At 70.3% G+C, this 21,631-nt stretch carries 23 protein-coding genes; 14 read left to right on the forward strand and 9 right to left on the reverse strand.

Features of this window, described 5'->3' with window-relative positions:
* Positions 1 to 22: 22 nt before the first annotated feature.
* The 6 genes from glmU (at position 23) to AC07NB_RS02435 (ending at position 6,715) form a co-directional block, all read left to right on the forward strand.
* Entirely contained in the window at positions 23 to 1,387 is a 1,365-nt protein-coding gene (glmU, locus tag AC07NB_RS02410; RefSeq protein ID WP_494571609.1) for a bifunctional UDP-N-acetylglucosamine diphosphorylase/glucosamine-1-phosphate N-acetyltransferase GlmU, read from the forward strand.
* Between the two features lie 78 nt (positions 1,388 to 1,465).
* Positions 1,466 to 2,149: a ribose-5-phosphate isomerase RpiA gene (rpiA, locus tag AC07NB_RS02415; RefSeq protein ID WP_492313230.1), complete on the forward strand. Its 684-nt coding sequence runs from the start codon at positions 1,466 to 1,468 to the stop codon at positions 2,147 to 2,149.
* A gap of 150 nt (positions 2,150 to 2,299) precedes the next feature.
* A complete protein-coding gene (gene gor, locus AC07NB_RS02420) occupies positions 2,300 to 3,697 on the forward strand; it encodes a glutathione-disulfide reductase (RefSeq protein ID WP_492313229.1) in 1,398 nt (465 codons plus the stop codon).
* Positions 3,698 to 3,755: 58 nt separating this feature from the next.
* Entirely contained in the window at positions 3,756 to 5,129 is a 1,374-nt protein-coding gene (locus AC07NB_RS02425; protein WP_494571610.1) for a class II 3-deoxy-7-phosphoheptulonate synthase, read from the forward strand.
* Positions 5,130 to 5,711: a prephenate dehydratase domain-containing protein gene (locus AC07NB_RS02430; RefSeq protein ID WP_291839251.1), complete on the forward strand. Its 582-nt coding sequence runs from the start codon at positions 5,130 to 5,132 to the stop codon at positions 5,709 to 5,711.
* A 227-nt stretch (positions 5,712 to 5,938) separates the two neighbouring features.
* Positions 5,939 to 6,715 carry a chorismate mutase gene (locus AC07NB_RS02435; RefSeq protein WP_492313227.1) on the forward strand — a complete coding sequence of 259 codons (777 nt, stop codon included), beginning with the start codon at positions 5,939 to 5,941 and terminating at the stop codon, positions 6,713 to 6,715.
* Positions 6,716 to 6,721: 6 nt separating this feature from the next.
* On the opposite strand, the gene AC07NB_RS02440 is transcribed toward AC07NB_RS02435, so the two are convergent.
* Together AC07NB_RS02440 and panC are read right to left on the reverse strand one after the other, a co-directional pair.
* Positions 6,722 to 7,555, reverse strand: coding sequence for an aminoglycoside phosphotransferase family protein (locus tag AC07NB_RS02440; RefSeq protein ID WP_494571611.1), 834 nt, complete (start codon positions 7,553 to 7,555; stop codon positions 6,722 to 6,724).
* A 2-nt stretch (positions 7,556 to 7,557) separates the two neighbouring features.
* Positions 7,558 to 8,424, reverse strand: coding sequence for a pantoate--beta-alanine ligase (panC, locus tag AC07NB_RS02445; RefSeq protein WP_494571612.1), 867 nt, complete (start codon positions 8,422 to 8,424; stop codon positions 7,558 to 7,560).
* A 75-nt stretch (positions 8,425 to 8,499) separates the two neighbouring features.
* Here panC and AC07NB_RS02450 point away from each other — a divergent pair, with 75 nt between their 5' ends.
* The 4 genes from AC07NB_RS02450 to AC07NB_RS02465 all read left to right on the forward strand — a co-directional run bounded on the left by AC07NB_RS02450 (position 8,500) and on the right by AC07NB_RS02465 (position 10,873).
* Positions 8,500 to 9,177, forward strand: coding sequence for an SPOR domain-containing protein (locus tag AC07NB_RS02450; RefSeq protein ID WP_494571613.1), 678 nt, complete (start codon positions 8,500 to 8,502; stop codon positions 9,175 to 9,177).
* Entirely contained in the window at positions 9,159 to 9,527 is a 369-nt protein-coding gene (locus AC07NB_RS02455) for a hypothetical protein (protein ID WP_494571614.1), read from the forward strand. Before AC07NB_RS02450 ends, AC07NB_RS02455 begins: the two co-directional genes overlap by 19 nt.
* Before the next feature lie 90 nt (positions 9,528 to 9,617).
* Positions 9,618 to 10,457, forward strand: coding sequence for a division plane positioning ATPase MipZ (locus AC07NB_RS02460; protein ID WP_494571615.1), 840 nt, complete (start codon positions 9,618 to 9,620; stop codon positions 10,455 to 10,457).
* Positions 10,454 to 10,873, forward strand: coding sequence for a J domain-containing protein (locus tag AC07NB_RS02465; RefSeq protein ID WP_494571616.1), 420 nt, complete (start codon positions 10,454 to 10,456; stop codon positions 10,871 to 10,873). Before AC07NB_RS02460 ends, AC07NB_RS02465 begins: the two co-directional genes overlap by 4 nt.
* Before the next feature lie 13 nt (positions 10,874 to 10,886).
* Here AC07NB_RS02465 and topA read toward each other — a convergent pair whose 3' ends face one another.
* The 7 genes from topA to ruvX all read right to left on the reverse strand — a co-directional run bounded on the left by topA (position 10,887) and on the right by ruvX (position 19,084).
* Positions 10,887 to 13,511, reverse strand: coding sequence for a type I DNA topoisomerase (topA, locus tag AC07NB_RS02470; protein ID WP_494571617.1), 2,625 nt, complete (start codon positions 13,509 to 13,511; stop codon positions 10,887 to 10,889).
* 78 nt (positions 13,512 to 13,589) lie between these two features.
* Positions 13,590 to 14,669: a DNA-processing protein DprA gene (dprA, locus tag AC07NB_RS02475; protein WP_494571618.1), complete on the reverse strand. Its 1,080-nt coding sequence runs from the start codon at positions 14,667 to 14,669 to the stop codon at positions 13,590 to 13,592.
* A complete protein-coding gene (gene plsY, locus AC07NB_RS02480; RefSeq protein ID WP_494571619.1) occupies positions 14,666 to 15,304 on the reverse strand; it encodes a glycerol-3-phosphate 1-O-acyltransferase PlsY in 639 nt (212 codons plus the stop codon). Before plsY ends, dprA begins: the two co-directional genes overlap by 4 nt.
* A gap of 108 nt (positions 15,305 to 15,412) precedes the next feature.
* Positions 15,413 to 16,696 carry a dihydroorotase gene (gene pyrC, locus AC07NB_RS02485; protein WP_494571620.1) on the reverse strand — a complete coding sequence of 428 codons (1,284 nt, stop codon included), beginning with the start codon at positions 16,694 to 16,696 and terminating at the stop codon, positions 15,413 to 15,415.
* Complete coding sequence (locus AC07NB_RS02490) at positions 16,693 to 17,673, reverse strand: aspartate carbamoyltransferase catalytic subunit (RefSeq protein ID WP_494571621.1); 981 nt, start codon at positions 17,671 to 17,673, stop codon at positions 16,693 to 16,695. Before AC07NB_RS02490 ends, pyrC begins: the two co-directional genes overlap by 4 nt.
* A gap of 23 nt (positions 17,674 to 17,696) precedes the next feature.
* The gene (locus tag AC07NB_RS02495; protein ID WP_494571622.1) at positions 17,697 to 18,620 is read right to left on the reverse strand and encodes an AEC family transporter; all 924 of its coding nucleotides are present in this window, start codon (positions 18,618 to 18,620) and stop codon (positions 17,697 to 17,699) included.
* A complete protein-coding gene (gene ruvX / locus AC07NB_RS02500; RefSeq protein WP_492313606.1) occupies positions 18,620 to 19,084 on the reverse strand; it encodes a Holliday junction resolvase RuvX in 465 nt (154 codons plus the stop codon). Before ruvX ends, AC07NB_RS02495 begins: the two co-directional genes overlap by 1 nt.
* A 74-nt stretch (positions 19,085 to 19,158) precedes the next feature.
* Here ruvX and AC07NB_RS02505 point away from each other — a divergent pair, with 74 nt between their 5' ends.
* The 4 genes from AC07NB_RS02505 to gatC all read left to right on the forward strand — a co-directional run bounded on the left by AC07NB_RS02505 (position 19,159) and on the right by gatC (position 21,628).
* A complete protein-coding gene (locus AC07NB_RS02505; protein WP_494571623.1) occupies positions 19,159 to 19,695 on the forward strand; it encodes a hypothetical protein in 537 nt (178 codons plus the stop codon).
* The gene (locus AC07NB_RS02510) at positions 19,692 to 20,333 is read left to right on the forward strand and encodes a class I SAM-dependent methyltransferase (RefSeq protein ID WP_494571624.1); all 642 of its coding nucleotides are present in this window, start codon (positions 19,692 to 19,694) and stop codon (positions 20,331 to 20,333) included. Before AC07NB_RS02505 ends, AC07NB_RS02510 begins: the two co-directional genes overlap by 4 nt.
* A gap of 94 nt (positions 20,334 to 20,427) precedes the next feature.
* Positions 20,428 to 21,261 carry a flagellin gene (locus AC07NB_RS02515; protein WP_494571625.1) on the forward strand — a complete coding sequence of 278 codons (834 nt, stop codon included), beginning with the start codon at positions 20,428 to 20,430 and terminating at the stop codon, positions 21,259 to 21,261.
* A 79-nt stretch (positions 21,262 to 21,340) separates the two neighbouring features.
* Complete coding sequence (gatC, locus tag AC07NB_RS02520; RefSeq protein WP_492313213.1) at positions 21,341 to 21,628, forward strand: Asp-tRNA(Asn)/Glu-tRNA(Gln) amidotransferase subunit GatC; 288 nt, start codon at positions 21,341 to 21,343, stop codon at positions 21,626 to 21,628.
* Positions 21,629 to 21,631 lie beyond the last annotated feature (3 nt).

Here is a 21,631-nt window from a genome sequence, read left to right on the forward strand (position 1 = left end):
TGACTATCCGCCGGACCGATTCATGACCACCCACGCCGAACCCAGATCTTCTGAAGCCAGGGCCGCCATCATCCTCGCCGCCGGGCAGGGGACGCGGATGAAATCGCCGCTGCCCAAGGTGCTGCACCCGGTCGGCGGCCGCGCCATGCTGGATCACGCCATCGACGCCGCCGAGGCCCTGGGCTGCGAGCGCATCGTGGTCGTCGTCGGCTCCCACTCGCCGCAGGTGCGCGCGCACGTCGTCGCGCGGCTGGGCGAGGACGCCATCGCCGTACAGGACCCGCCGCTGGGCACCGGCCACGCCGTCCGCGCCGCGGAGGCCGTGCTCGGCGACTTTGTCGGCCAGGTGGTCATCACCTACGGCGACGTGCCCCTGCTGCGCGCCGCCGACATCGAGCCGGTCTTCGCCCAGACCGAGGGCGTGCGCGTCATCGGCTTCGAGGCCCGCGATCCCGGCGCCTACGGCCGCCTGGTCATGGACGGCGAGACCCTGACCGCCATCACCGAGGCCAAGGAGGCGTCGGCCGAGGTCCTGGCCATCACCGCCTGCAACTCCGGCGTCATGGCCGCGCCGATCGGCCTGCTGTTCGAACTGCTGGCCGAGGTGAAGAACGAGAACGCCAAGGGCGAATACTATCTGACCGACGTGGTCGAGCTGGCCCGCGGACGCGGCGCTCCGACCCGCGCCGTCATGGCCGACGAGGACGCCGTCATGGGCGTCAACGCCCAGGGCGAACTGGCCGTCGCGGAGGCCCTGTTCCAGAAGGTGCAGCGCGAGACCTTCCTCGCCGCCGGGGTCACCATGGCCGCGCCTGACACCGTCCACTTCTCGTGGGACACCGAGGTCGGCGGCGGCACGACGATCGAGCCCTATGTCGTCTTCGGCCCCGGCGCGAAGATCGCCCCGGGCGCGCGCATCCGCAGCTTCAGCCACATCGAGGGCGCGACGGTCGCCGGCGGCGCCGAGGTCGGCCCCTACGCCCGCCTGCGCCCCGGCGCCAAACTGGCCGAGGGCGTGAAGGTCGGCAATTTCGTCGAGGTGAAAAATGTCTCCATGGCCGCCGGGGCCAAGGCCAACCACCTGGCCTATCTCGGCGACGGCGAGGTGGGGGCCAAGGCCAACATCGGCGCCGGGACCATCTTCTGTAACTACGACGGCTTCTTCAAACACCGCACCACGATAGGCGAGGGCGCCTTCGTCGGCTCCAACACCTCGCTGGTGGCTCCGGTCACCATCGGCGCCGGCGCCATGGTCGGTTCGGGCTCCGTGATCACGTCCGACGTCGCTCCCGGCGATCTCGGCCTCGCCCGCGCGCCCCAGACGGCCAAGGCCGGCTGGGCGGCCAAATTCATGGAGATGATGCGGGCGAAGAAGGCGAGGGGCTGATCACCACGCTTCCCCGCGTCTCCATGGCCGGATAAAGCCCGCCTGTCCGTGCGATTCCCTCCCGCCAGCGAGCCGACCATGTCCGATATTCAGAAGAAGAACGCCGGCGAGGCCGCCGCCCTCCGCGTCGAAGCCGGCATGGTCGTCGGCCTGGGCACCGGCTCGACCGCCGCCTGGTTCGTCAAGGCGCTGGCCGCTCGCAACCTCACCGGCCTGCGCTGCGTGCCGACCTCGGAGGCGACCGCCGAACTGGCCCGGGAACTGGGGCTGACGCTGTCGACGCTGGAGGACAGCCCGCGCATCGACCTGACCGTCGACGGCGCCGACGAGGTCGGGCCGGGACTGGCCCTGATCAAGGGCGGCGGCGCGGCCCTGCTGCGCGAAAAGCTGGTGTGGGAAGCCTCGACCCGCTGCATCTGCATCGCCGACAAGGCCAAGGTCGTGCCGGTGCTCGGCAAGTTCGCACTGCCGATCGAGGTCGTCGCCTTCGGCCACAAGACGACCGGCAACCGCATCGCCGACGTCCTGACGGACCACGACATCGCCATGCCCGCCCGCGTCCGCATGGCCGAGCGCGGCCTGGTCCGCACCGACGGCGGCAATCTGATCTATGACGCCGCCTGCGGCGCGATCCACGACCCGGCCCGTCTCGCCGACGACCTGAAGCTGATCACCGGCGTGGTCGAGCACGGCCTGTTCCTCGACCTCGCGGACGAGGCGATCATCGGCACGGACGACGGGGTTGAGGTGCTGCTGCCCTGATACCAATTACTCCGCTCATCCCGGCGAAAGCCGGGACCCAGACCTTTGGGTGAGCACTCTTTCCGGTCGGCGCGGATGAAGGTCCGGAAGCGCCGGCGTCATGCTGGACAGCACTGGGTCCCGGCTTTCGCCGGGATGAGCGGATAGAGAATGTCAGAGACCCACGACTACGACCTCTTCGTCATCGGCGCCGGTTCCGGCGGGGTGCGGGCGGCGCGGCTGACGGCGCTGGGCGGCAAGCGGGTGGCCATCGCGGAAGAGTTCCGGGTCGGCGGCACCTGCGTGATCCGCGGCTGCGTGCCCAAGAAATTCATGGTCATGGCCAGTGACTTCGCCCACCAGTTCGAGACCGCCGAAGGCTATGGCTGGACCGTCGAGGCCAGCTTCGACTGGCCCAAATTCATCCAGGCCAAGGATGTCGAGATCGCCCGCCTGTCGGGCATCTACGCCGCCAACCTGGGCAAGGCGGGCGTCGATCTGGTCCATGGACGCGCGATCCTGAAGGACAACCACACCGTCCAGATCCTCAAGAAGGACGGCTCCATCGACCGGGAGATCACCGCCGACAAGATCCTGATCGCCACCGGCGGCAGGCCCTGGTCGCCCGAGGACATGCCGGGGATCGAGCACGCCATCACCTCGGAAGAGGCCTTCCACCTGCCGGAACTGCCCAAGCGCATCCTGATCGCGGGCGGCGGCTATATCGCGGTGGAGTTCGCCGGCATCTTCGCCGGTCTGGGCGTCGAGACGACCCTGATCTATCGCGGCCCGAACATCCTGCGCGGCTTCGACGACGACGTGCGCGCCCACCTGGCCGGCGAGATCGAGAAGCGCGGCATCAAGGTCATCCTCGGCTGCCAGCACGAGTCCATCGAGAAGACCGAGACCGGCCTGGTGAACCACCTCGCCAACGGCATGACGATCGAGAGCGACGTGGTCATGTTCGCCACCGGACGCATGCCCTATGTGAAGGGGCTGGGGCTCGAGAAGGCGGGCGTCGAGCTGACGGAGCAGGGGGCCATCAAGGTCGACGGCTTCTCCAAGACGACCGCGGACAACATCTGGGCCATCGGCGACGTCACCGACCGCATGAACCTGACCCCCGTCGCCATCCGCGAGGCGGTCGCCTTCCACCAGACCGTCTTCAGGGACAATCCGCAGGCCTTCGACTACGAGGCCGTCGCCACCGCCGTGTTCAGCCAGCCGCCGGTCGGCGTGGTCGGCCTGAGCGAAAGCGAGGCGCGTCATTCCTGTCCGGGCGAGGTCGATGTCTACCTGACCCGCTTCCGCCCCATGAAATACGCCTTCACCGGCTCGGACGAACGCGTCCTGATGAAGCTGGTCGTCGACGCCCAGAGCCAGAAGGTCGTCGGCGTCCATATCGTCGGCCCCGAGGCCCCGGAGATGATCCAGCTGGCCGCCATCGCCGTGAAGGCCGGCCTCACCAAGGCCCAGTGGGACGCCACCTGCGCGGTCCATCCGACCATGGCCGAGGAGCTGGTCACGCTGCGCGAGAAGCAGCACGCGGGCAACATGTCGGCGGGCTGAGGAAAAACGCGACACCGCGTTCATTGTCCCCGGCGGCTCTCCGGCCTATCTTGGCGCCATGAGTACCCGTTGGACGCCCGAGAGCTGGAGACAGAAACCCGTCGTGCAGATGCCGACGGACTATCCCGACATGGCTGCGCTGCACCGTGTCGAGGATGAGCTGCGGGCCATGCCGCCCCTCGTCTTCGCGGGCGAGGCGCGTCGGCTGACGTCCAAGCTGGCCGAGGTCGAGGCGGGCAACGCCTTCCTGCTGCAGGGCGGCGACTGCGCCGAGAGCTTCAAGGAGTTCTCGACCGACAACATCCGCGACACCTTCCGCCTGATCCTGCAGATGGCCGTGGTCCTGACCTTCGCGGGCCGCAAGCCGGTCGTGAAGGTCGGCCGCATCGCCGGCCAGTTCGCCAAGCCGCGCTCGTCGGGCGTCGAGGCCATCGACGGCGTCGAGCTGCCCAGCTACCGCGGCGACATCATCAACGGCATGGCCTTCACGCCCGAGGAACGGGTCCCGGATCCCCAGCGCCTGCTCAAGGCCTACAACCAGTCCGCCTCGACGCTGAACCTGCTGCGCGCCTTCGCGGGCGGCGGTTACGCCGACCTCTACAACATCCATCGCTGGACGATGGGCTTCGCGGCCGACAGCTCTGCCGGCGCCCAGTACCGCGAGCTGGCCGACAAGATCACCGAGGCCCTGGCCTTCATGGAGGCGGTCGGCGTCACGCCCGAGACCCATCCGGACCTCAGCCGGGTCGAGGTCTTCACCTCGCACGAAGCCCTGCTGCTGAACGTCGAGAGCGCCCTGACCCGTCTGGACGGCGCGTCCGGCGAATGGTTCGACACCTCGGCCCACATGCTGTGGATCGGGGAGCGCACGCGTCAGCTGGACGGCGCCCACGTCGAGTTCATGCGCGGCGTGAAGAACCCCATCGGCGTGAAGTGCGGCCCGACCATGGAGCCGGACGACCTGCTGCCGCTGATCGACGCGCTCAATCCGGACAACACGCCCGGGCGCCTGACGTTGATCGGCCGTTTCGGCGTGGACAAGGTCGGCGACCGCCTGCCGCGCCTGATGCGGGCGGCCAAGGAGCACGGCAAGCGCGTCATCTGGTCGATCGACCCGATGCACGGCAACACGCTGAAGGCCGGCAACGGCTACAAGACCCGTCCGTTCGAACGCATCATGGGCGAGGTCCGGGGCTTCATCGACGTGGCCGAGGCCGAGGGCGTCCACCCCGGCGGCGTGCACCTGGAGATGACCGGCCAGAACGTCACCGAATGCCTGGGCGGGGCGCAGGCCCTGACCGAGGACGACCTGTCCAGCCGCTACCACACCCACTGCGACCCGCGCCTCAACGCCGATCAGGCGCTGGAGCTGGCCTTCCTCGTCGCCGAACGGCTCAAGGCCGGCCGGCAGGCTCGGTCGAAAGCGGCCTAGATGCAGGGCGTCGGCCGACCGGAAGGCGACAGCACCGGCGGCCGCTGCGGCTATCAGGGCGCGCCCGGCGCGTTCAGCCATGAGGCCTGCGTCGACCTGCGTCCGTGGGACGACCCCGTCGCCTTCGACACCTTCGCCGAGGTCATCGACGCGCTGAAGGCGGGCCGGATCGGCGCCGCCCTGATCCCGGTCGAGAATTCCACCATCGGCCGGGTGGAGCCCGCCGCGACCCTGGTCGAACAGTCCGGCCTGACCATTGTCTCCGAGGTCTGGCGCCCGATCCGGTTGGCCCTGATGGCTCCGCACGGCGCCTCGCTGCGCACGGTGAAGACGGCCGAAAGCCACCCCATCGCCCTGCGCCAATGCCCGGCTTCCCTTGGCGCGCTGGGCGTCACGGCGGTCGAGGCCTTCGACACCGCCGGGGCCGCGCGCGATGTCGCGGAGGCCGGCGATCCCAGCCGCGCCGCCGTCGCCCCCGCGCGGGCGGCCGAGGTCTACGACCTGTCGATTTTGCGCAACGACATCCAGGATTCCAGCGACAACCGCACGCGGTTCGTCCTGTTGAGCGCCGGAATCGCTTGACCGCGCACGATCCTTGCGGCTTTTGAAGCCCATGGTCCGCTCGCAAGCCATCGCTGCGACTTTCTCCGCCCGCTTCGCCGCGGCCGCGGACCTGTATTTCTACGGCTTTCGATACGCCGGCTGAGGCGTCGGGCATCGCGTCCTGACGGCCTCGCCGGCGACCGCCCCGCTAGGGGCGGCGGCTCGCAAAAGCTCCATGCCGTATCGAAATCGAAAGTCTTGCCCCCGTGCCCCAATCCAACACCCTGCAGCAGGTCTGGCCGCATTCCATGACCAACCCCGCTGATCTGTCGCCCGAACACATGGCCCTGGCCGCGCTGCGCCATGAGATCGACCTGCTCGACGACGAGCTCCTGGCCCTGTTCGAGCGCCGCCTCGCCATCGCCGCCCGCGTCGGTCAGGCCAAGGACGCCCCCGCCGGTCCGCACGTGAAGCTGCGCCCCGACCGCGAGAAGGCGGTGCTGGACCGCCTGATCTCCCACGCCGCCCCCGACAACCGCGAGGCGGTGGAAAGCCTCTGGCGCCAGATCGTCGGCTGGGGTCTGGCCCGCCAGGGCCGGATGCAGGTCCAGGTCTGGTCGCCCATCGAACCGACCCGCGCCTTCGACGGCGCCCGTCTGCGCTTCGGCGCCGCCGCCGACATGCGCGCGGTCCGTGACCCCCAGGCCGCGCTGAAGTGGGCCGCCGAGGGCCACGGCGTCGCCGTCCTGGCCATCAACACCGAAGACGCCTGGTGGACCGGCCTGCGCCGCGAATGGACGGGTCTCAGCGTCTTCGACGGCTTCGGCGGCGCCGCCATCCCGACCGCCCTGGCCGTCGGCAAGATCGATCCCGCCGCCCTGCCGAACGGCCGCCGCGTCATCGTCGACGTGGGCGGCGATGCGGGCGACGGCGGCGGCATCCGCCGCCAGGGCCTGGCCACCCACCACGGCTGGACCCTGTCACTGACCGACGCCCCGCTCAGCGTCGGCGGCGCCGAGGGCTGCGTCGGCGCGGTCGGCTAGGCCACATCACTCCTCGCGGGCGGCCAGAGCCATCTCGGCCACCCGCAGGTTGACCGCCGCGTTCTCATGGTCGTCGTCCTGGAGGAACCAGGCCGTCGACAGCCCGCACCACGCCACGATCCAGTCCAGCAGCCGGGCGCGCTCCAGTCCGGAGCGGGCCAGCACGACCTCCACCCGCCGGCTGAAGATCTCGGGCCGCACCGCCGTTGGCGGGTCGAGGTCCGACAGGTCCGGATCGCAGAACAGGGTGGTGTAGTCGAACGCCCGGTCCCCGATCAGCCGCTTGGGGTCGATCGCCAGCCAGCCGCGGGGACCGAAGTCCAGCACGTTCTCGTGGTGCAGGTCGCCATGCAGCGGCCGCGCCTCGCGCTGGTCGTCCAGCAGACGCCGCGCGGTCTCGGCCATCACCGGCGGGACCAGGCCCTCGGCCGCCGCCGGCCACAGGTCCCGGAACCAGTCCTCGAGGGTCGCCAGACCTTGCGGCGGGGCCTTCCCGCGGGGGCGATGCAGTTCGGCGATGGCGTCGCACAGGATGGCCGTCGCGGCCGCGTCGTCGCCGTATCGCGCCATGTCCGCCAGGGGCGCCTTCGTCCCCGTCGCCCGCTCCATCAGCAGGCCGTCGCCCCGGATCGCCAGCACCCGCGCCGCGCCTTCGCCGTCCCACCAGTCCAGCAGGGTCCAGCCCAGCCGCTCCTCCGGCTCGGTCGCGATCTTTAGCATGGCGGGCTCGCCGCCCTGCCGCACCGGCAGCAAGCGGCCCATCGGAGTCAGGATCGGCGCCCCGTCCGCCTCCAGCGCCCAGTCGCTCATCCAGGGCTCGAAGGCCGCACGGTCGAGCATGGTCAGACCGCCATATTGTCGATCAGCCGGGTCCGCCCGATCTTCGCGGCGGCGAGGATGCGGGCGGGGCCGTCCAGCGCCCCGTCGAAGACCGACAGATCCTCGGCCCGGCGGATGGCGACATAGTCGACGCTGTCGAAACCGGCGGCCTTCAGCGCTTGTTCGGCCCACTGTTCGGCCTGCGCGACCGGCTCGCCCCGCGACGCCTTCGCCCCGGCCTCGGCCAGCACGCCGTTCAGCTTGCGCGCCGTCTCCAGCTCGGTCTGGGACAGGTAGGCGTTGCGCGAAGACAGGGCCAGGCCATGGCCGTCGCGGGCGGTGGCCAGGCCCACGATCCGGACCGGCATGTCCAGGTCGCGCACCATCCGGCGCACCACCATCAACTGCTGCCAGTCCTTCTCGCCGAACACGGCCACGTCCGGCTGGACCTGGTGCAGCAACTTGGACACCACCAGCGCCACGCCGCCGAACATCTGCGGGCGGAACGCGCCTTCCAGCCCCTCGGCGGGCGGCCCGACATTGATGGTGGTGGTCACGCCGTCCGGATACATCTCGGCCACCGCCGGGGCGTACAGCAGGTCGCAGCCGGCGCCGGCCAGCAGTTCGGCGTCGCGCCCTTCCTGCCGGGGATAGGCGTCCAGATCCTCGGTGGGGGCGAACTGGGTCGGGTTGACGAAGACGCTGGCCACCACCTTGTCCGCCTGCTGTCCGGCTTCGCGCACCAGCGACAAGTGGCCGTCATGCAACGCTCCCATCGTCGGAACGAATCCAACGGTGAACCCCTGACGCCGCCAGCCGCTTACGGTCTCGCGCAGGTCCGCGATGGTGCGGACGATGGGCAGGGCAGGCGTGACAGGGTCGGCGGCCATGGTGAATGGATTAACCTTCTGCGTTAGTCGTGCTTGTGCACCGTGCGGCAAAACCTGCCGGGGTAGGGGTGGCTTATGACGCCGAGCCTCCTGATCCGTCCAGTGCTGGCCCTCCTCCTGACCGCGGGCGTCAGCGCCTGCGGCATGGTCGAAAGCGACCCGCACCGCTTCGAGTCCCTCGCCGAGCGCATCGCCTCGGTGCCGTTGGACGGTTCCGAACCCGCGCCGCGTGAGCGGGCCGCCGTTCCGGCCGCGCCCGCCGCCGCGCCCCTCCGCGTCGCCGAGCTGGGCCTGCGCCCGGCGCTGAAGGTCGAGGTCATGGAGCCGACGGCCCTCTGGGACGCCCGCTATGGGGTCATGGAAGACGCCGTCGGCAGCGCCGCCAGGGCCGCCGCGCCCGTGGTGGTCGAGGCCGCCGTCGCCGAGACCCGCGCCCGCATCCAGCACGCCGTCGAGCGTACGCCCCTGCGTCCCGCGCTGCCCGCCGACCGTCCCGCCGCCGCGCCCCGCGCGCCGGGCGGCCTGGTGCAACTGGGCGCCTTCTCCAGCGAACAGTCCGCCCGCGCCGCCTGGTCCCGGCTCAGGAGCGGCGCCGCCGGCTGGGCGCTGGAAGGGCTTTCGCCGACCTTCGAGGCCGTCTCGGTCAACGGACGCGAGCTCGTGCGCCTGAAGGTCCGCGCGCCCGCCGCTGGCGCTGCCGCCCTGTGCGCCGCCGCCGGAGTGGACGATCCCTGGTGCCGCCGGGCCGTATGAGACCCGAGCGCCGCACCGGCCCGACCTTCCTCTTCTGGGCCGCCTGCGCCGGCCTGACGGCGATCTATGCCGGCTGGGTGCTGGTCATGGCGCTCGGGACCGGCCAGATCGAGGGCAAACACGGACATGTCTACGATCAGGGGGCCGACCCCGACGGCTTCGGCGCGGTGCTCGGCATCCACCTCCTCATCTTCGTCTTCAGCGCCGCCGCGGCCGTCTATGTGATGTGGGTCCGTCCGATGGCGATCCGGGGTGAAGCCACCCTGTCGCGCCGCCTTGCGGTTCGCGGCGACCTGGACAGCGCCGTCCGCGCGCCGCTCGACCCGACCGGCCAGTCCACAGACAGCTGACACGCGTTCGTTGACGGGCGCGCCCGCGCCGACGATTCTGACGCTCGAACAGGCCGCATGTGAGTCGGCGGCGCTGAGGATTGAACCCCCATGGCTGACCCCACGGTCATCGTCGTCGGCAACGAAAAGGGCGGGGCGGGCAAGTCCACGCTCGCCATCCACATCGTCACCGGCCTGCTTCACGCCGGCAAGCGCGTGGCCATCATCGACCTGGACCTGCGCCAGCGTTCCATGGCCCGCTTCTTCGCCAACCGCGCGGCCTGGATGGCCGGCAACGGCCAGACCCTGCCCATGCCGATCGAGCCCGACCTGGGCGACGGCAAGGCCCTCGCGAAAGCCGATGAGGCCGAACAGCTGATCCGGTTCGAGGCCGCCTTCGCCGAGGCCCGGAACAGGGCCGAGGTCATCCTGATCGACACGCCCGGGGGCGACACCGTCCTGTCGCGCACGGCCCACGGCCTGGCGGACCAGATCGTCACCCCGATGAACGACAGCTTCGTCGACTTCGACCTGCTGGGTCAGGTCGATCCGGTCACCCTCGAACTGCTCAAGCCCTCGATCTATTCCGAGAGCGTCTGGGAGGCCCGCAAGCACCGGGCGATCACCCAGGGCCGTCATGCCCAGATCGACTGGATCGTCGTCACCAACCGTCTCGCCGTGGCCGAGGCTCGCAACCGCCGCCGCCTGGAAGAGCGGATGCAGAAGCTGGCCAAGCGCGTCGGCTTCCGCATGGGCCCGGGCCTGCGCGACCGGGTCATCTACCGCGAACTCTTCCCGTTCGGTCTCACGGTCGCCGACCTGTCCAACGACGTGCGTCCCGTCGCCGTGTCGCTGGCCCACGTCGCCGCGCGGCAGGAGCTGCGCAACCTGATGCAGTCGCTGGGCCTCGAGGGCGGCACGCTCGACAATCCGCTCGATGCCGCGGCTTGAGCCCGCTCTGGCTGGTTCTGGCGGCGATCGCGGTCTGGGCCCTGGTTCGTCTCGGCCGTCAGGGCGAGCGGGCGGGGCGGGGGCACTGGCGCATCACCGCCACCCTGTTCAGCGCCGTGATGATCGGCGGCGGCGTGCTGGCGGTCAGCCGGGGCTCATGGCTGTTCGGCGCCGGACTGATCGGCGCCGGCCTGTGGCTGACCATCGCCTCGCGCCAACGGGCCGTCGCGCCGCGCGCCGAGGGCATGACGGATAGTGAGGCTCGCTCGCTCCTCGGCGTCTCCGCCGACGCCACGAAAGCCGAGATCAACGCCGCCTGGAAGCGGCTGATGGCCCGCGCCCACCCCGATCAGGGCGGGACGCAGGGCCTGGCCACGCGCCTGAACGCGGCGCGGGATCATCTGCTGAAGCGATAGGCGAGGCGGAGGATTACTCCTCCGCCGCCGCGGCCTTCTTCTTGGCCGGAGCCTTCTTGGCGGCGGGCTTCTTCGCCGCCGCCTTCTTCGGCGCGGCCTTCTTGGCGGGCGCCTTCTTCGTCTTCGCCGCCGGAGCCTTGGCCGCGCGTTCGGCCAGCAGCGGGATCGCCGCCTCCAGCGTCATGTCCTCGGGCGCGGTGCCCTTCGGGATCGTGGCGTTGACCTTGCCCCACTTCACATAGGGGCCGAAGCGGCCGGCCATGACCTGCACGGGAGCCTTGTCCTCGGGGTGTTCGCCCAGCTCCTTCAGCGGCGCGACCGCCGAGCCGCGGCCCGGACGTCCGGCGCGCTTCTCGGCCAGCAAGGCCACGGCGCGGTTCAGGCCGACTTCGAAAACCTCTTCGATGTCAGAGACATTCGCGTAAGTCCCCGCGTGAAGCACGAAGGGCCCGTAGCGGCCCAGGCCGGCGGTGATCATCTTGCCGTCTTCCGGGTGGACGCCCACCTCGCGCGGCAGGGCCAGCAGGCGCAGGGCCTGTTCCAGCGACAGCGACGCCGGCGACCAGCCCTTGGGCAGGGACGAGCGTTTCGGCTTGTCCGCGTCCAGCGGCATGGTCTCCACATAGGGGCCGAAGCGGCCGATCTTCAGCTCGACCGGCTGGCCCGTCGCCGGGTCATTGCCCAGGGTGCGGTCGCCGCCGTCCGCCCCGCCGCCCTCGGCGTCGGGCGCCGCGACCGGGCGGGTGTATTTGCAGTCCGGATAGCGCGAGCAGCCGACGAAGGCGCCGAAGCGGCTGGTCTTCAGGCTCAGCTGGCCCTGATGGCACAGCGGGCATTCGCGCGGATCCGATCCGTCTTCCTTCTGCGGGAAGATGTGCGGCCCCAGCGACTCGTTCAGCGCGTCCAGGATGGCCGTGGTGCGCAGCTCGCCCGCGGCGCTCGTGGCCGCATGGAAGTCGGTCCAGAAGTCGCGCAGCAGCACCTTCCAGTTCAGCTCGCCCGCCGACACTTCGTCGAGACGGGTCTCCAGCGCCGCGGTGAAGTCGTACTCCACCCATTTGCGGAAGAACTGCTCCAGGAAGGCCGTCACCAGCCGTCCCTTGTCCTCGGGATAGAAGCGGTTCTTGTCCATGCGGACGTATTCACGGTCGCGCAGGGTCGTCAGGATCGAGGCGTAGGTCGAGGGACGGCCGATGCCCAGCTCTTCCAGCTTCTTCACCAGCGTCGCTTCCGAGAAGCGCGGGGGCGGCTCGGTGAAGTGCTGCTCGGTGCGGATCGCCTCGACCTTGGCGGTCGAGCCTTCCTTCAGCGCGGGCAGGCGGGTGGTGTCGTCCTCGTCGTCCTCGGCACCCTTCTGCTTCTCGTCGCGGCCTTCTTCATAGACGGCCATGAAGCCGTCGAAGGCGACCACCTGGCCGGTGGCGCGCAGGCCCGTCTGGCCGGTCGGCTCCTCGATCTCGACCGTGGTGCGGTCCAGGCGCGCGGACTCCATCTGGCTGGCGATGGTCCGCTTCCAGATCAGCTCGTAGAGGCGCTGCAGGTCGCTTTCCAGACGCAGGGTCTCGGGCGCGCGGGCCATGTTCGTCGGACGAATGGCTTCGTGCGCTTCCTGAGCGTTCTTGGCTTTCGTCTTGTAATATCGAGGTTGCTCCGGAACGTAGGCCGGACCAAACCGGGACGCGATCACCTCCCGCGCCTGGGCGATCCCCTCCGGGCTGACGTACAGGCCGTCGGTCCGCATATAGGTGATCAGGCCGCCCTGGTCGTCCACGCCCTCATACAGCTTCTGCGCCGCCTGCATGGTCCGCTGGGCGGTGAAGCCCAGCTTGCGCGACGCTTCCTGCTGCAGGGTCGACGTCATGAACGGCGGGCTGGGCGCGCGCTTGACCGGCTTCTTCTCGACCGAGTTGATCGTGAAGGTCCCGGCGTTGATGGCGTCGCGCGCGGCGCTCGCCATGGCTTCCGAGATGATGTCCAGGCGCTGCACCCGCTTGCCGGCGTGCTTGACCAGGCGGGCGACGAAGGGCGGGCTGTCGGCGGCCAGGTCGGCTTCGACGGACCAGTATTCCTGGGCCCGGAACTTCTCGATCTCCATCTCGCGATCGACGACGATGCGCAGGGCGACCGACTGCACCCGGCCGGCCGAACGGGCGCCCGGCAGCTTGCGCCACAGCACCGGCGACAGGGTGAAGCCCACCAGATAGTCCAGCGCGCGGCGGGCCAGATAGGCCTCGACCAGCTCCATGTCCACGTCGCGCGGGGCCGCCATGGCCTCCAGCACGGCGGCCTTGGTGATCGCGTTGAAGGTGACCCGCTGAACGACCGTGTCCTTCAGCACCTTCTTCTTCTGCAGGATCTCCAGCACGTGCCAGCTGATCGCCTCACCCTCGCGATCCGGGTCGGTGGCCAGGATGACGCGGTCGGACTTCTTGGCGACCTCGGCGATCTCGCTCAGGCGCTTGGAGGCCTTGGCGTCGATCTCCCAGCTCATGGCGAAATCGTCGTCGGGCAGGACCGAGCCGTCCTTGGACGGCAGGTCGCGGACGTGGCCGTAGGAGGCCAGGACGGTGTAGTCCGGACCGAGGTACTTGTTGATGGTCTTGGCCTTCGCGGGGCTTTCGACGACGACGAGATTCATAAGGGGAGGGGCCTTTCGAAGGGGCGGGAACGTGGTTGGCCGAAGCCTCGCTGTCAATCGGCCAGGGAATCTATGGTGTCAGAGCGACGCCATTCCGCCGGAAAGAAGCGTCGCCCGCCCCGCCAGGCTGAGCTCCAGCAGCGCCGCCGCGACCGCTCCGATCGGCGCCCCGGCCGCCCGCGCCAGTTCGTCGCGCGGCGTCGGGGTGGGCGAGAGCAGGGCGGCCACCCGCTCGATCAGGGCGTTGTCCACCTGGTCCGGCGCGCCGTCGAACGGATTGTCTGGCGCCGGTTCGCGCACGGCTCTGAGCCGGCCGAACTCCCGCTCCACATCCTCCAGCCCCTCGCACAGGATGGCGCCCTGCCGCAGCAGCTCGTTCGGCCCCTTGGAGCGCGGGTCCAGCGGCGATCCCGGCACGGCGAAGACGTCGCGGCCCTGCTCATTGGCCAGGCGGGCGGTGATCAGGGAGCCGGACTTGATCTCCGCCTCGACCACGATGACCCCGCGCGACAGGCCCGAGATGATGCGGTTGCGGCGCGGGAAGTCCTTCGCCTGGGCCCGGTGGCCGACAGGGCTTTCGGAGACGATGCAGCCCTGTTCGACGATCTGGGCGTAGAGGCCGGCGTTGTCGGGCGGATAGACGTCGTCCACGCCGCCGCCCAGCACGGCCACCGTCCCCGTCGGCAGGGCCCCGGCGTGGGCCGCGCCGTCAATGCCGCGCGCCAGTCCCGACACCACCACATGCCCGGCCTGTCCCAGCTGCTGCGCCAGCCCGCGCGCGATCCGCTGTCCGCCCGCCGAGGCGATCCGCGCCCCGACCACGGCGATGCAGGGCCGGGCCATCAGGGCGGCGTCCCCGAGGGTCCACAGCACCGGGGGCGGCGGATCGACCGCGGCCAGCATGTCCGGATAGCCGGCGTCGCCCAGCACGATCAGCCGCGCCCCGATCCGGTCCCCGGCGGCCAGTTCGGCCTCGATGTGGTCGGTGGGAGGCACGGCGTGCCCCGCGCCGCTCTTGCGGATCAGGTCGGGCAGGGCTTCGACGGCGCGCTCGGCGGTCTTGAAGCGGTCCAGCAACTGCCGGAAGGTCACAGGGCCGATGCGTTCGGCGCGGGCGAGCCGCAGGCGGGCGAAACGCTCGGCCTGCGACAGGCTCACGCCTTCTTCGCGCCGATCCGGGGTTCGGCCCCCTTGAGCAGCCGGCCGATGTTCTCGGCGTGACGGATCCAGATCAGCACGGCCGTGAAGGCCGCCAGCAGCACGATGGCGCCGGGGGCGGGCAGGCCGAAGGCCGCCAGGGGCAGCAGGGCGTAGACGGGCGCCGCCGCCGAGGCGACCAGCGCCGACAGCGACGAGATGCGGAAGAGCGCGGCGACCAGGATCCAGGTCGCCCCGGCCAGCAGGCCCAGCGGCCAGGCGGCGGCCAGCAGCAGGCCAAAGAAGGTGGCCACGCCCTTGCCGCCCTTGAAGCCCAGCCAGACCGGGAACAGGTGGCCCAGGAAGGCCGCGCCGCCCGCGACGGCGCCGGCGATCTCGCTGCCGAACAGATGGCGCGCGATCAGCAGGGCGGCCGCGCCCTTGCCCGCGTCGAGCAGCAGGGTGGCCAGGGCCAGGTCCTTGCGGCCGGTGCGCAGCACATTGGTCGCGCCGATATTGCCCGAACCGATCTGGCGCACGTCGCCGGCGCCCGCGGCGCGGGTCAGGATCACGCCGAACGGAATGGAGCCCAGCAGGTAGCCGCCGACCGCCACGAGGGCGAGCGTCCCGATTGCGGGTCCGACCAGATCCTGCACTTCAACCCCCATACAGCCAATGCGTGTGTATCATGACTTCACGCGTCTTGAAGCCACAGTTTCCGCTGATTCGGCGCCACTCCGTGATGGCGCGTCGGCCTGTCCGGATCAGGCCTGATAAACGCGGCGCCCGCCGACGAAGGTTCCGATCACCTTCCCCTGCAGCCGCCGACCGTCGAACGGCGAGTTCTTGGATTTGGACTTCAGCGCCTCGGCGTCGATGACCACGGGCGCCCCTGGATCGAACAGCACCAGATCAGCCGGCGCCCCCGCCTTCAGCACGCCGGCGTCCAGCCCCAGAAGGGCCGCCGGGCCGGAGGTCAGCGGCCGCAGCACGTCCAGCAGGTCCAGCCCGTCCTCGTGGTGCAGGGTCAGGGCGGCGGGCAGCAGGGTCTCCAGCCCGATCGCGCCCGGCGCCGCCTCGGCGAACGGGCGGCGCTTGTCCTCGGCCGGGGCCGGGGCGTGGGCGGAGGTGATGGCGTCGATCAGGCCCTCGCGCACCGCCTCGATCAGCGCCTGCCGGTCGCTTTCGGGACGCAGCGGCGGATCCAGCCGGTAGAAGGTGCGGTAGTCGCCGATGTCGATCTCGTTGAAGCACAGGTGGTTGATCGACACAGAAGCGGCGACCTCCAGCCCCTTGCTCCGCGCCCGCGCCAGGGTCTCCAGCGCGCCCTCGGTCGAGATCTGGTCCACCAGGAATCGGGCCCCGGTCTGCTCCACCAGCGCCAGATCGCGCTCCAGCTGGATGCGTTCGGCGATGGCCGGGACGGAGGACAGGCCCAGCCGCGTCGCCAGCTCGCCGCTGGTCGCCACCGCGCCTTCGCTCAGCCACGGGTCGGCCGGACGGCAGGCGATCAGGGCGTTGAAGGCGGCGGCGTAGCTCATCACCCGCTGCAGGGTGCGGGTGTTGGCGATCACATGGTCGCCGTCGGTGAAATACAGGGCCCCGGCCTCGTCCATCAGGCCGATCTCGGCCATGCGCTGGCCGTCGCGCCCCTTGGTCGCCGCGCCCGCCGCGCGGACGTTGACCAGGTTCAGGGCCGCGCCGCGCCGCTGGATGTGGTCGATCATCGCCGGGTCGTCGATCGCCGGGTCGGTGTCGGGCTGCACCACGATGGTGGTGACGCCGCCCGCCGCCGCCGACAGGCTGGCGGACTTCAGCGTCTCCTTCGGCTCGGCCCCCGGCTCGCCGGTCTTGACCCGGATGTCGATCAGGCCGGGCGCCAGGCACAGGCCGCCCGCGTCGACCGCCTCGACCCCGTCCGGCGCCTGGGCATGGGCGCCGTGGATCACCTCGGTGATGACCCCGTCGACGATCAGGACCGCGCCGGGGCCGTCATAGTCCGTGGCCGGATCCAGCAGGCGGGCGTTCAGGATGGCGAGGGCCGTCATGCCGAGGCTCCTTCGCGGCGCGTGGACAGGGCGGCCAGCACGGCCATGCGCGCGGCCACCCCCATCTCCACCTGGTCCTGGATCAGCGACACCGTCAGGTCGTCGGCCACTTCGGAATCGATCTCCACGCCCCGGTTCATCGGTCCCGGGTGCATCACCTTCGCACCGGGCCGGGCCCAGGACAGCTTTTCGCGGTCCAGGCCCCAGAAGCGGAAATACTCGCGGGTCGAGGGCACCAGCGCACCCTCCATGCGCTCCAGCTGAAGACGCAGCATCATCACGACATCAACGCCTTGCAGGCCATCCTTCATGTCGTGGAAGACCTCGCAACCCCAGCGGTCGGCGTCGCCGGGCACCAGGGTCGGCGGCCCGATCAGCCGCACGCGTGCGCCCATCATCGACAGCAGGGCGACATTGGAGCGCGCCACCCGGCTGTGGGCGATGTCGCCGCAGATGGCGATCGTCAGTCCGCCCACGTCGCCGAACGCCCGGCGCAGGCTCAGCAGGTCCAGCAGAGCCTGGGTCGGGTGCTCATGGCGTCCGTCGCCGGCGTTCACCACCGCGCAGCCGACCTTCTGCGACAGCAGGGCCGCCGCGCCCGAGGCCCCGTGGCGCACCACCAGCACGTCGGGCTTCATGGCGTTCAGCGTCGCCGCCGTGTCGATCAGGGTCTCGCCCTTGGTGACGGAGGACGTCCGGGGCGACAGCGCCGTCACATCGGCGCCCAGCCGCTTGGCCGCGATCTCGAACGAAGCGCTGGTCCGCGTCGAGCTCTCGAAGAACAGGTTCATCACCGTCCGGCCGCGCATGATGTCCAGGGACTTCGCGCTCTGCCGGTTGAAGTCGACGAAGGCGTCGGCCAGGTCCAGCAGGGGCGGGACGGTCGCGGCGTTTAGATCGCCTGCGGACAGGAAATGGTCGCGGGGAAACGGCGCCAGCCGTTCGTGAATCAGGTCGGTGACATCAGGCTGGGTCATCGAGGCCCGCCTATAGGCGGTCGCTACGCCAAATGGAACAGCGCCAGCAGGATCGGAATGCTCAGTGCGCTGCCGACCGTCGTCAACGCCACGATCCCGGCCATCAGCGGGGCGTCGCCGCCCATCTGCCGCGCCAGGATGTAGCTGGCCGCCGCGCCGGGCGCCGCGCCGCACAGCAGGGCGATGCCCTGCGCCGTCTCGTCGCCGCCGTACAGGACGCACAGGCCCCACATCAGCGGCGGGGTGATCACCAGCTTCACGAACGACACCGCCCCGATGGTCAGCCTGCGCCGCGCCACCTCGGCGAAGCTCAGGCCCGCGCCCGCCACGATGAGGCCCAGCGGCAGGGCCGCCCCGCCCAGCAGCTCCAGGGTGTCGGAAATCCCCGGCAGGCGCGGCACGCCGCCCAGGTTCAGCGCCAGCCCGATCAGGCAGGCCAGCAGGATGGGGTTGGACAGGATCGCCCTGGTCAGCGCCCACGGCGACATCGACCGCTGATCGGCGCCCCATTTCACCAGCACGATCACGCACAGGATGTTGGTCACCGGGATCATCGCCGCGATCACCACCGCCGCCAGCGCCAGTCCGTCGGGGCCGTAGACCGACAGGATGACCGGCAGGAAGACAAAGCTGTTCCACCGGATCGCGCCCTGGAAGACGCTGGTGTAGGCCGGGCCGTCGATCTTCATCAGCGGCTTGAGGGCCAGCGTCAGGGTCGCGATGATTAGCACCGAGGTGACCGAGGCCGCCCCCGCCGCGCCGGCGCCGCCGCCCGAGATGTCGGCGTTCCAGATCGCCGGGATCAGGAAGCCCGGGTACAGGATGTGGATCGACAGCTTCTCGATCGGCCGCCAGGCCGCGTCGGGCAGGAAGTCGGACTTGCGCAGGCCGTAGCCGATGGCGATCAGCACGAAGACGGGCAGGACCCCGGCCAGCAGCGCCGCCATCAGGGACGCAGCCGGTCCAGCGCGCCCTGCAGGATCCAGGCGGCGGCGGTGCGGTCCACCACATTGGCCCGGCGCTTGCGGTTCAGGTCCAGCTCCTCGATCAGGAAGCGCTCGACCGCGCTGGTCGACAGCCGCTCGTCCTGGAAGGCGCAGGGCACCGCGCGGATGCGCTGCAGATTGCGGGCGAAGGCGCGGCAGGACTGGGCGCGCGGCCCCTCGCTGCCGTCCATGTTCAGCGGCAGGCCGATGACCAGTCCCGAGGCCCGGCGTCCGTCCATCAGCTTCAGCACGGCGTTCGCGTCGTCTGTGAATTTGGTCTTGCGGATCAGCTGCAGCGGGCTGGCGATGATCCGGGTGGCGTCGGACGCGGCCACGCCGATGGTCTTCTCGCCCAGATCCAGTCCCAGCCACGGCGTGCCCGGGGGGGTCTGTTCGGCCAGTTCTTCAAGGGTCAGGACTGTCACACCGTCGCGGTAGGACTGGCGGTCGGCTGTGTCAAAGTGCAAACAGACCTATCGCTGATATGGGGAAGCATCCGATGAAGCATCCGCTCCTGTTCGTATCCGCCCTCGTCGTTCTCGCAGCCTGCGATTCCGGTACTGAAAGCCGCAAGGACGTCGTCCCGACCGTCGAGGGCCCGCCGGCCGCCGCCGAGCAGGCTGCGGCCACGCCGCTGGTCGCCGTCGGCCCGGCCGCCACGGTCCAGCCGTCGACCGACATGAACATCCAGTGGGCCGCCTCGGTCGTGCAGCTGGATACGCTGACGAAGCAAGGCGGGCCGACGGTCAAGCTGTTCGGCACGGCCGGCGGCGACCCGGCCATGAACGGCCTCTACACCGACATCGCCTTCTTCCGGTCGTCGTCCGAGGGCTGGGCCGTGTTCCGTATCGGCGACTTCCTCGACTACCGCGTCCTGTCCGAGGCCCCGGGCCGCGTCGATCTGCAGATCTCGGAGAGCGTCATGGACGAGGCGACCGGCCAGATCGGCCGTCGCGAGCGTCGCCTCATCGTCGCCTGGACGCCGGGCGCGGACGAGGCGCCGCCCGCGACCATCACCGTCACGCCGGCCCGGTGACCCGATCCGACGAGTTGGCCCGCAACCGGGCGACGGTCGCGGGCTATGACGCCTCCGCCGAGAGCTATGCGGCGGAAACGGATCACGCGCCGACATCGGACCATGTCGAGGCCCTGGAGCGTCTGGTCGCCGGGGTCGGGCCGGGCGGTCGGGTGCTTGAGGTCGGGTCCGGCCCCGGCTGGGACGCCGACCGGCTCGAGGCCATGGGCGTGCAGGTCCGGCGCACCGATCCGTCGGACGGCTTTATCGCCTTCCAGCGGAACCGCGGACGCGTCGTCGAGTCTCTGGATGTGATCACCGGCGACCTCGGCGGTCCCTGGGACGGGATCGTCGCCCTCTACGTCATCCAGCATATCGGACGGGACCTGGTCGAGGGCGTGGTCGCCCGGATCGCGGCGGCGCTCCATCCGGGCGGAACGCTCCTGATGTCGTTTCAGGCCGGTGACGGCGAGCGGCTCTCGGAGGCGCCGGAAGGCGTCTATCAGGTGGTCCAGTGGGCCGAGGCGGCCATGGCGGCGCTCCTGTCGCGTCACGGGCTGTTGATCGACCGCCGCTGGGTGTTCGAGGGCCGGGAAGGGCAGTGGATCACGGTGATCGCGCGCCGAACGGAGGATGCCCACCCGATCGGCGACGGTTAAGCTCCGGCTAACGCCTCATCGGCCAAGGTAGGCGCGGGACAAAACGTCCCGCGGTCGCGCCCCGCGTCCGCTCCGGAAAACTGGACGTACGTCGATGTCGCTGTTCAGCGTCAATACGAACGTGGGCGCCATGATCGCCCTGCAGAACCTCGCGGTGATCAACCGCGAGCTGCTGACGACCCAGAACCGCATTTCCACCGGCCTGAAGATCTCCAGCCCCAAGGACGACGGCGCCATCTGGGCCATCGCCCAGGGACAGCGCGCGGAGTCCAAAGCCTACAACGCCGTCATCGCCTCGCTGCAGCGGGGTCAGTCCGCCGTCGATGTGGGCCTGGCCGCGGGCGAGACCGTCTCGGACCTGCTGTCCCAGATGCGCGAGAAGATGACGGCGGCGTCCGACACCTCCCTGACCACGGCCAACCGGCAGGCGCTGAACGAGGACTACAAGGCGCTGCGCAGCCAGATCGACATCGTCGTCGGCAACGCCGGCTTCAACGGTCTGAACCTCGTCGGCCCGGCCGCCTCCGCCCGGGGCGTGAAGGCGCTGGCCGACACGCGCGGCGGGACCAGTATCGACGTCGACGCCATCGACCTGTCGACCTCCGGCGCGATCCTGTCAGGCCTGCCCGCCGATCTGATGAGCCTGAACAACGCGGTCGATCTGCCCAACATCGCCGCCGCCATCGACAAGGTCGGCCAGGCGCTGGGCAATCTCGGCACGGGCTCCAGGAAGCTCGACACCCACCTGACCTTCGTCCGCAAGATGCAGGACACCATCGACGCCTCCGTCGGCCGCCTGGTCGACGCCGACATGGCCAAGGAAAGCGCCCGCCTGCAAAGCCTGCAGGTGCAGCAGCAGCTGGCGATCAAGGCGTTGTCCATCGCCAGTCAGGCGCCGTCATTGCTACTCCAGCTCTTCCGCAACTGATTGCGCCCATCGGAATCCTTGTGAATCCGGGCCCGGACCGCTAATCCCGCCGGCTCAGGTTTCGCATTTGGAGGGCCGCATGGCCGTCGACGTCGCGACCGTGCGCAAGGTGGCGCACCTCGCTCGCATCAAGACCCCCGAAGAGCGGCTCGAACCGCTGGCCCAGGAGCTGAACGGCATCCTGGCGTGGATCGAACAGCTGAACGAGGTCGACGTCGCGGGCGTCGAGCCCATGACCTCGAACGTGGCCCAGCCGCTCCGCCTGCGCGACGACGTCGTCACCGACGGCGCCAAGGTCGATGCCGTCCTGTCCAATGCGCCCAAGTCCGCCGACGGCTTCTTCGTCGTGCCCAAGGTGGTCGAGTAAGCC

Source organism: Brevundimonas sp. GW821-FHT09G01, from assembly GCF_059416065.1.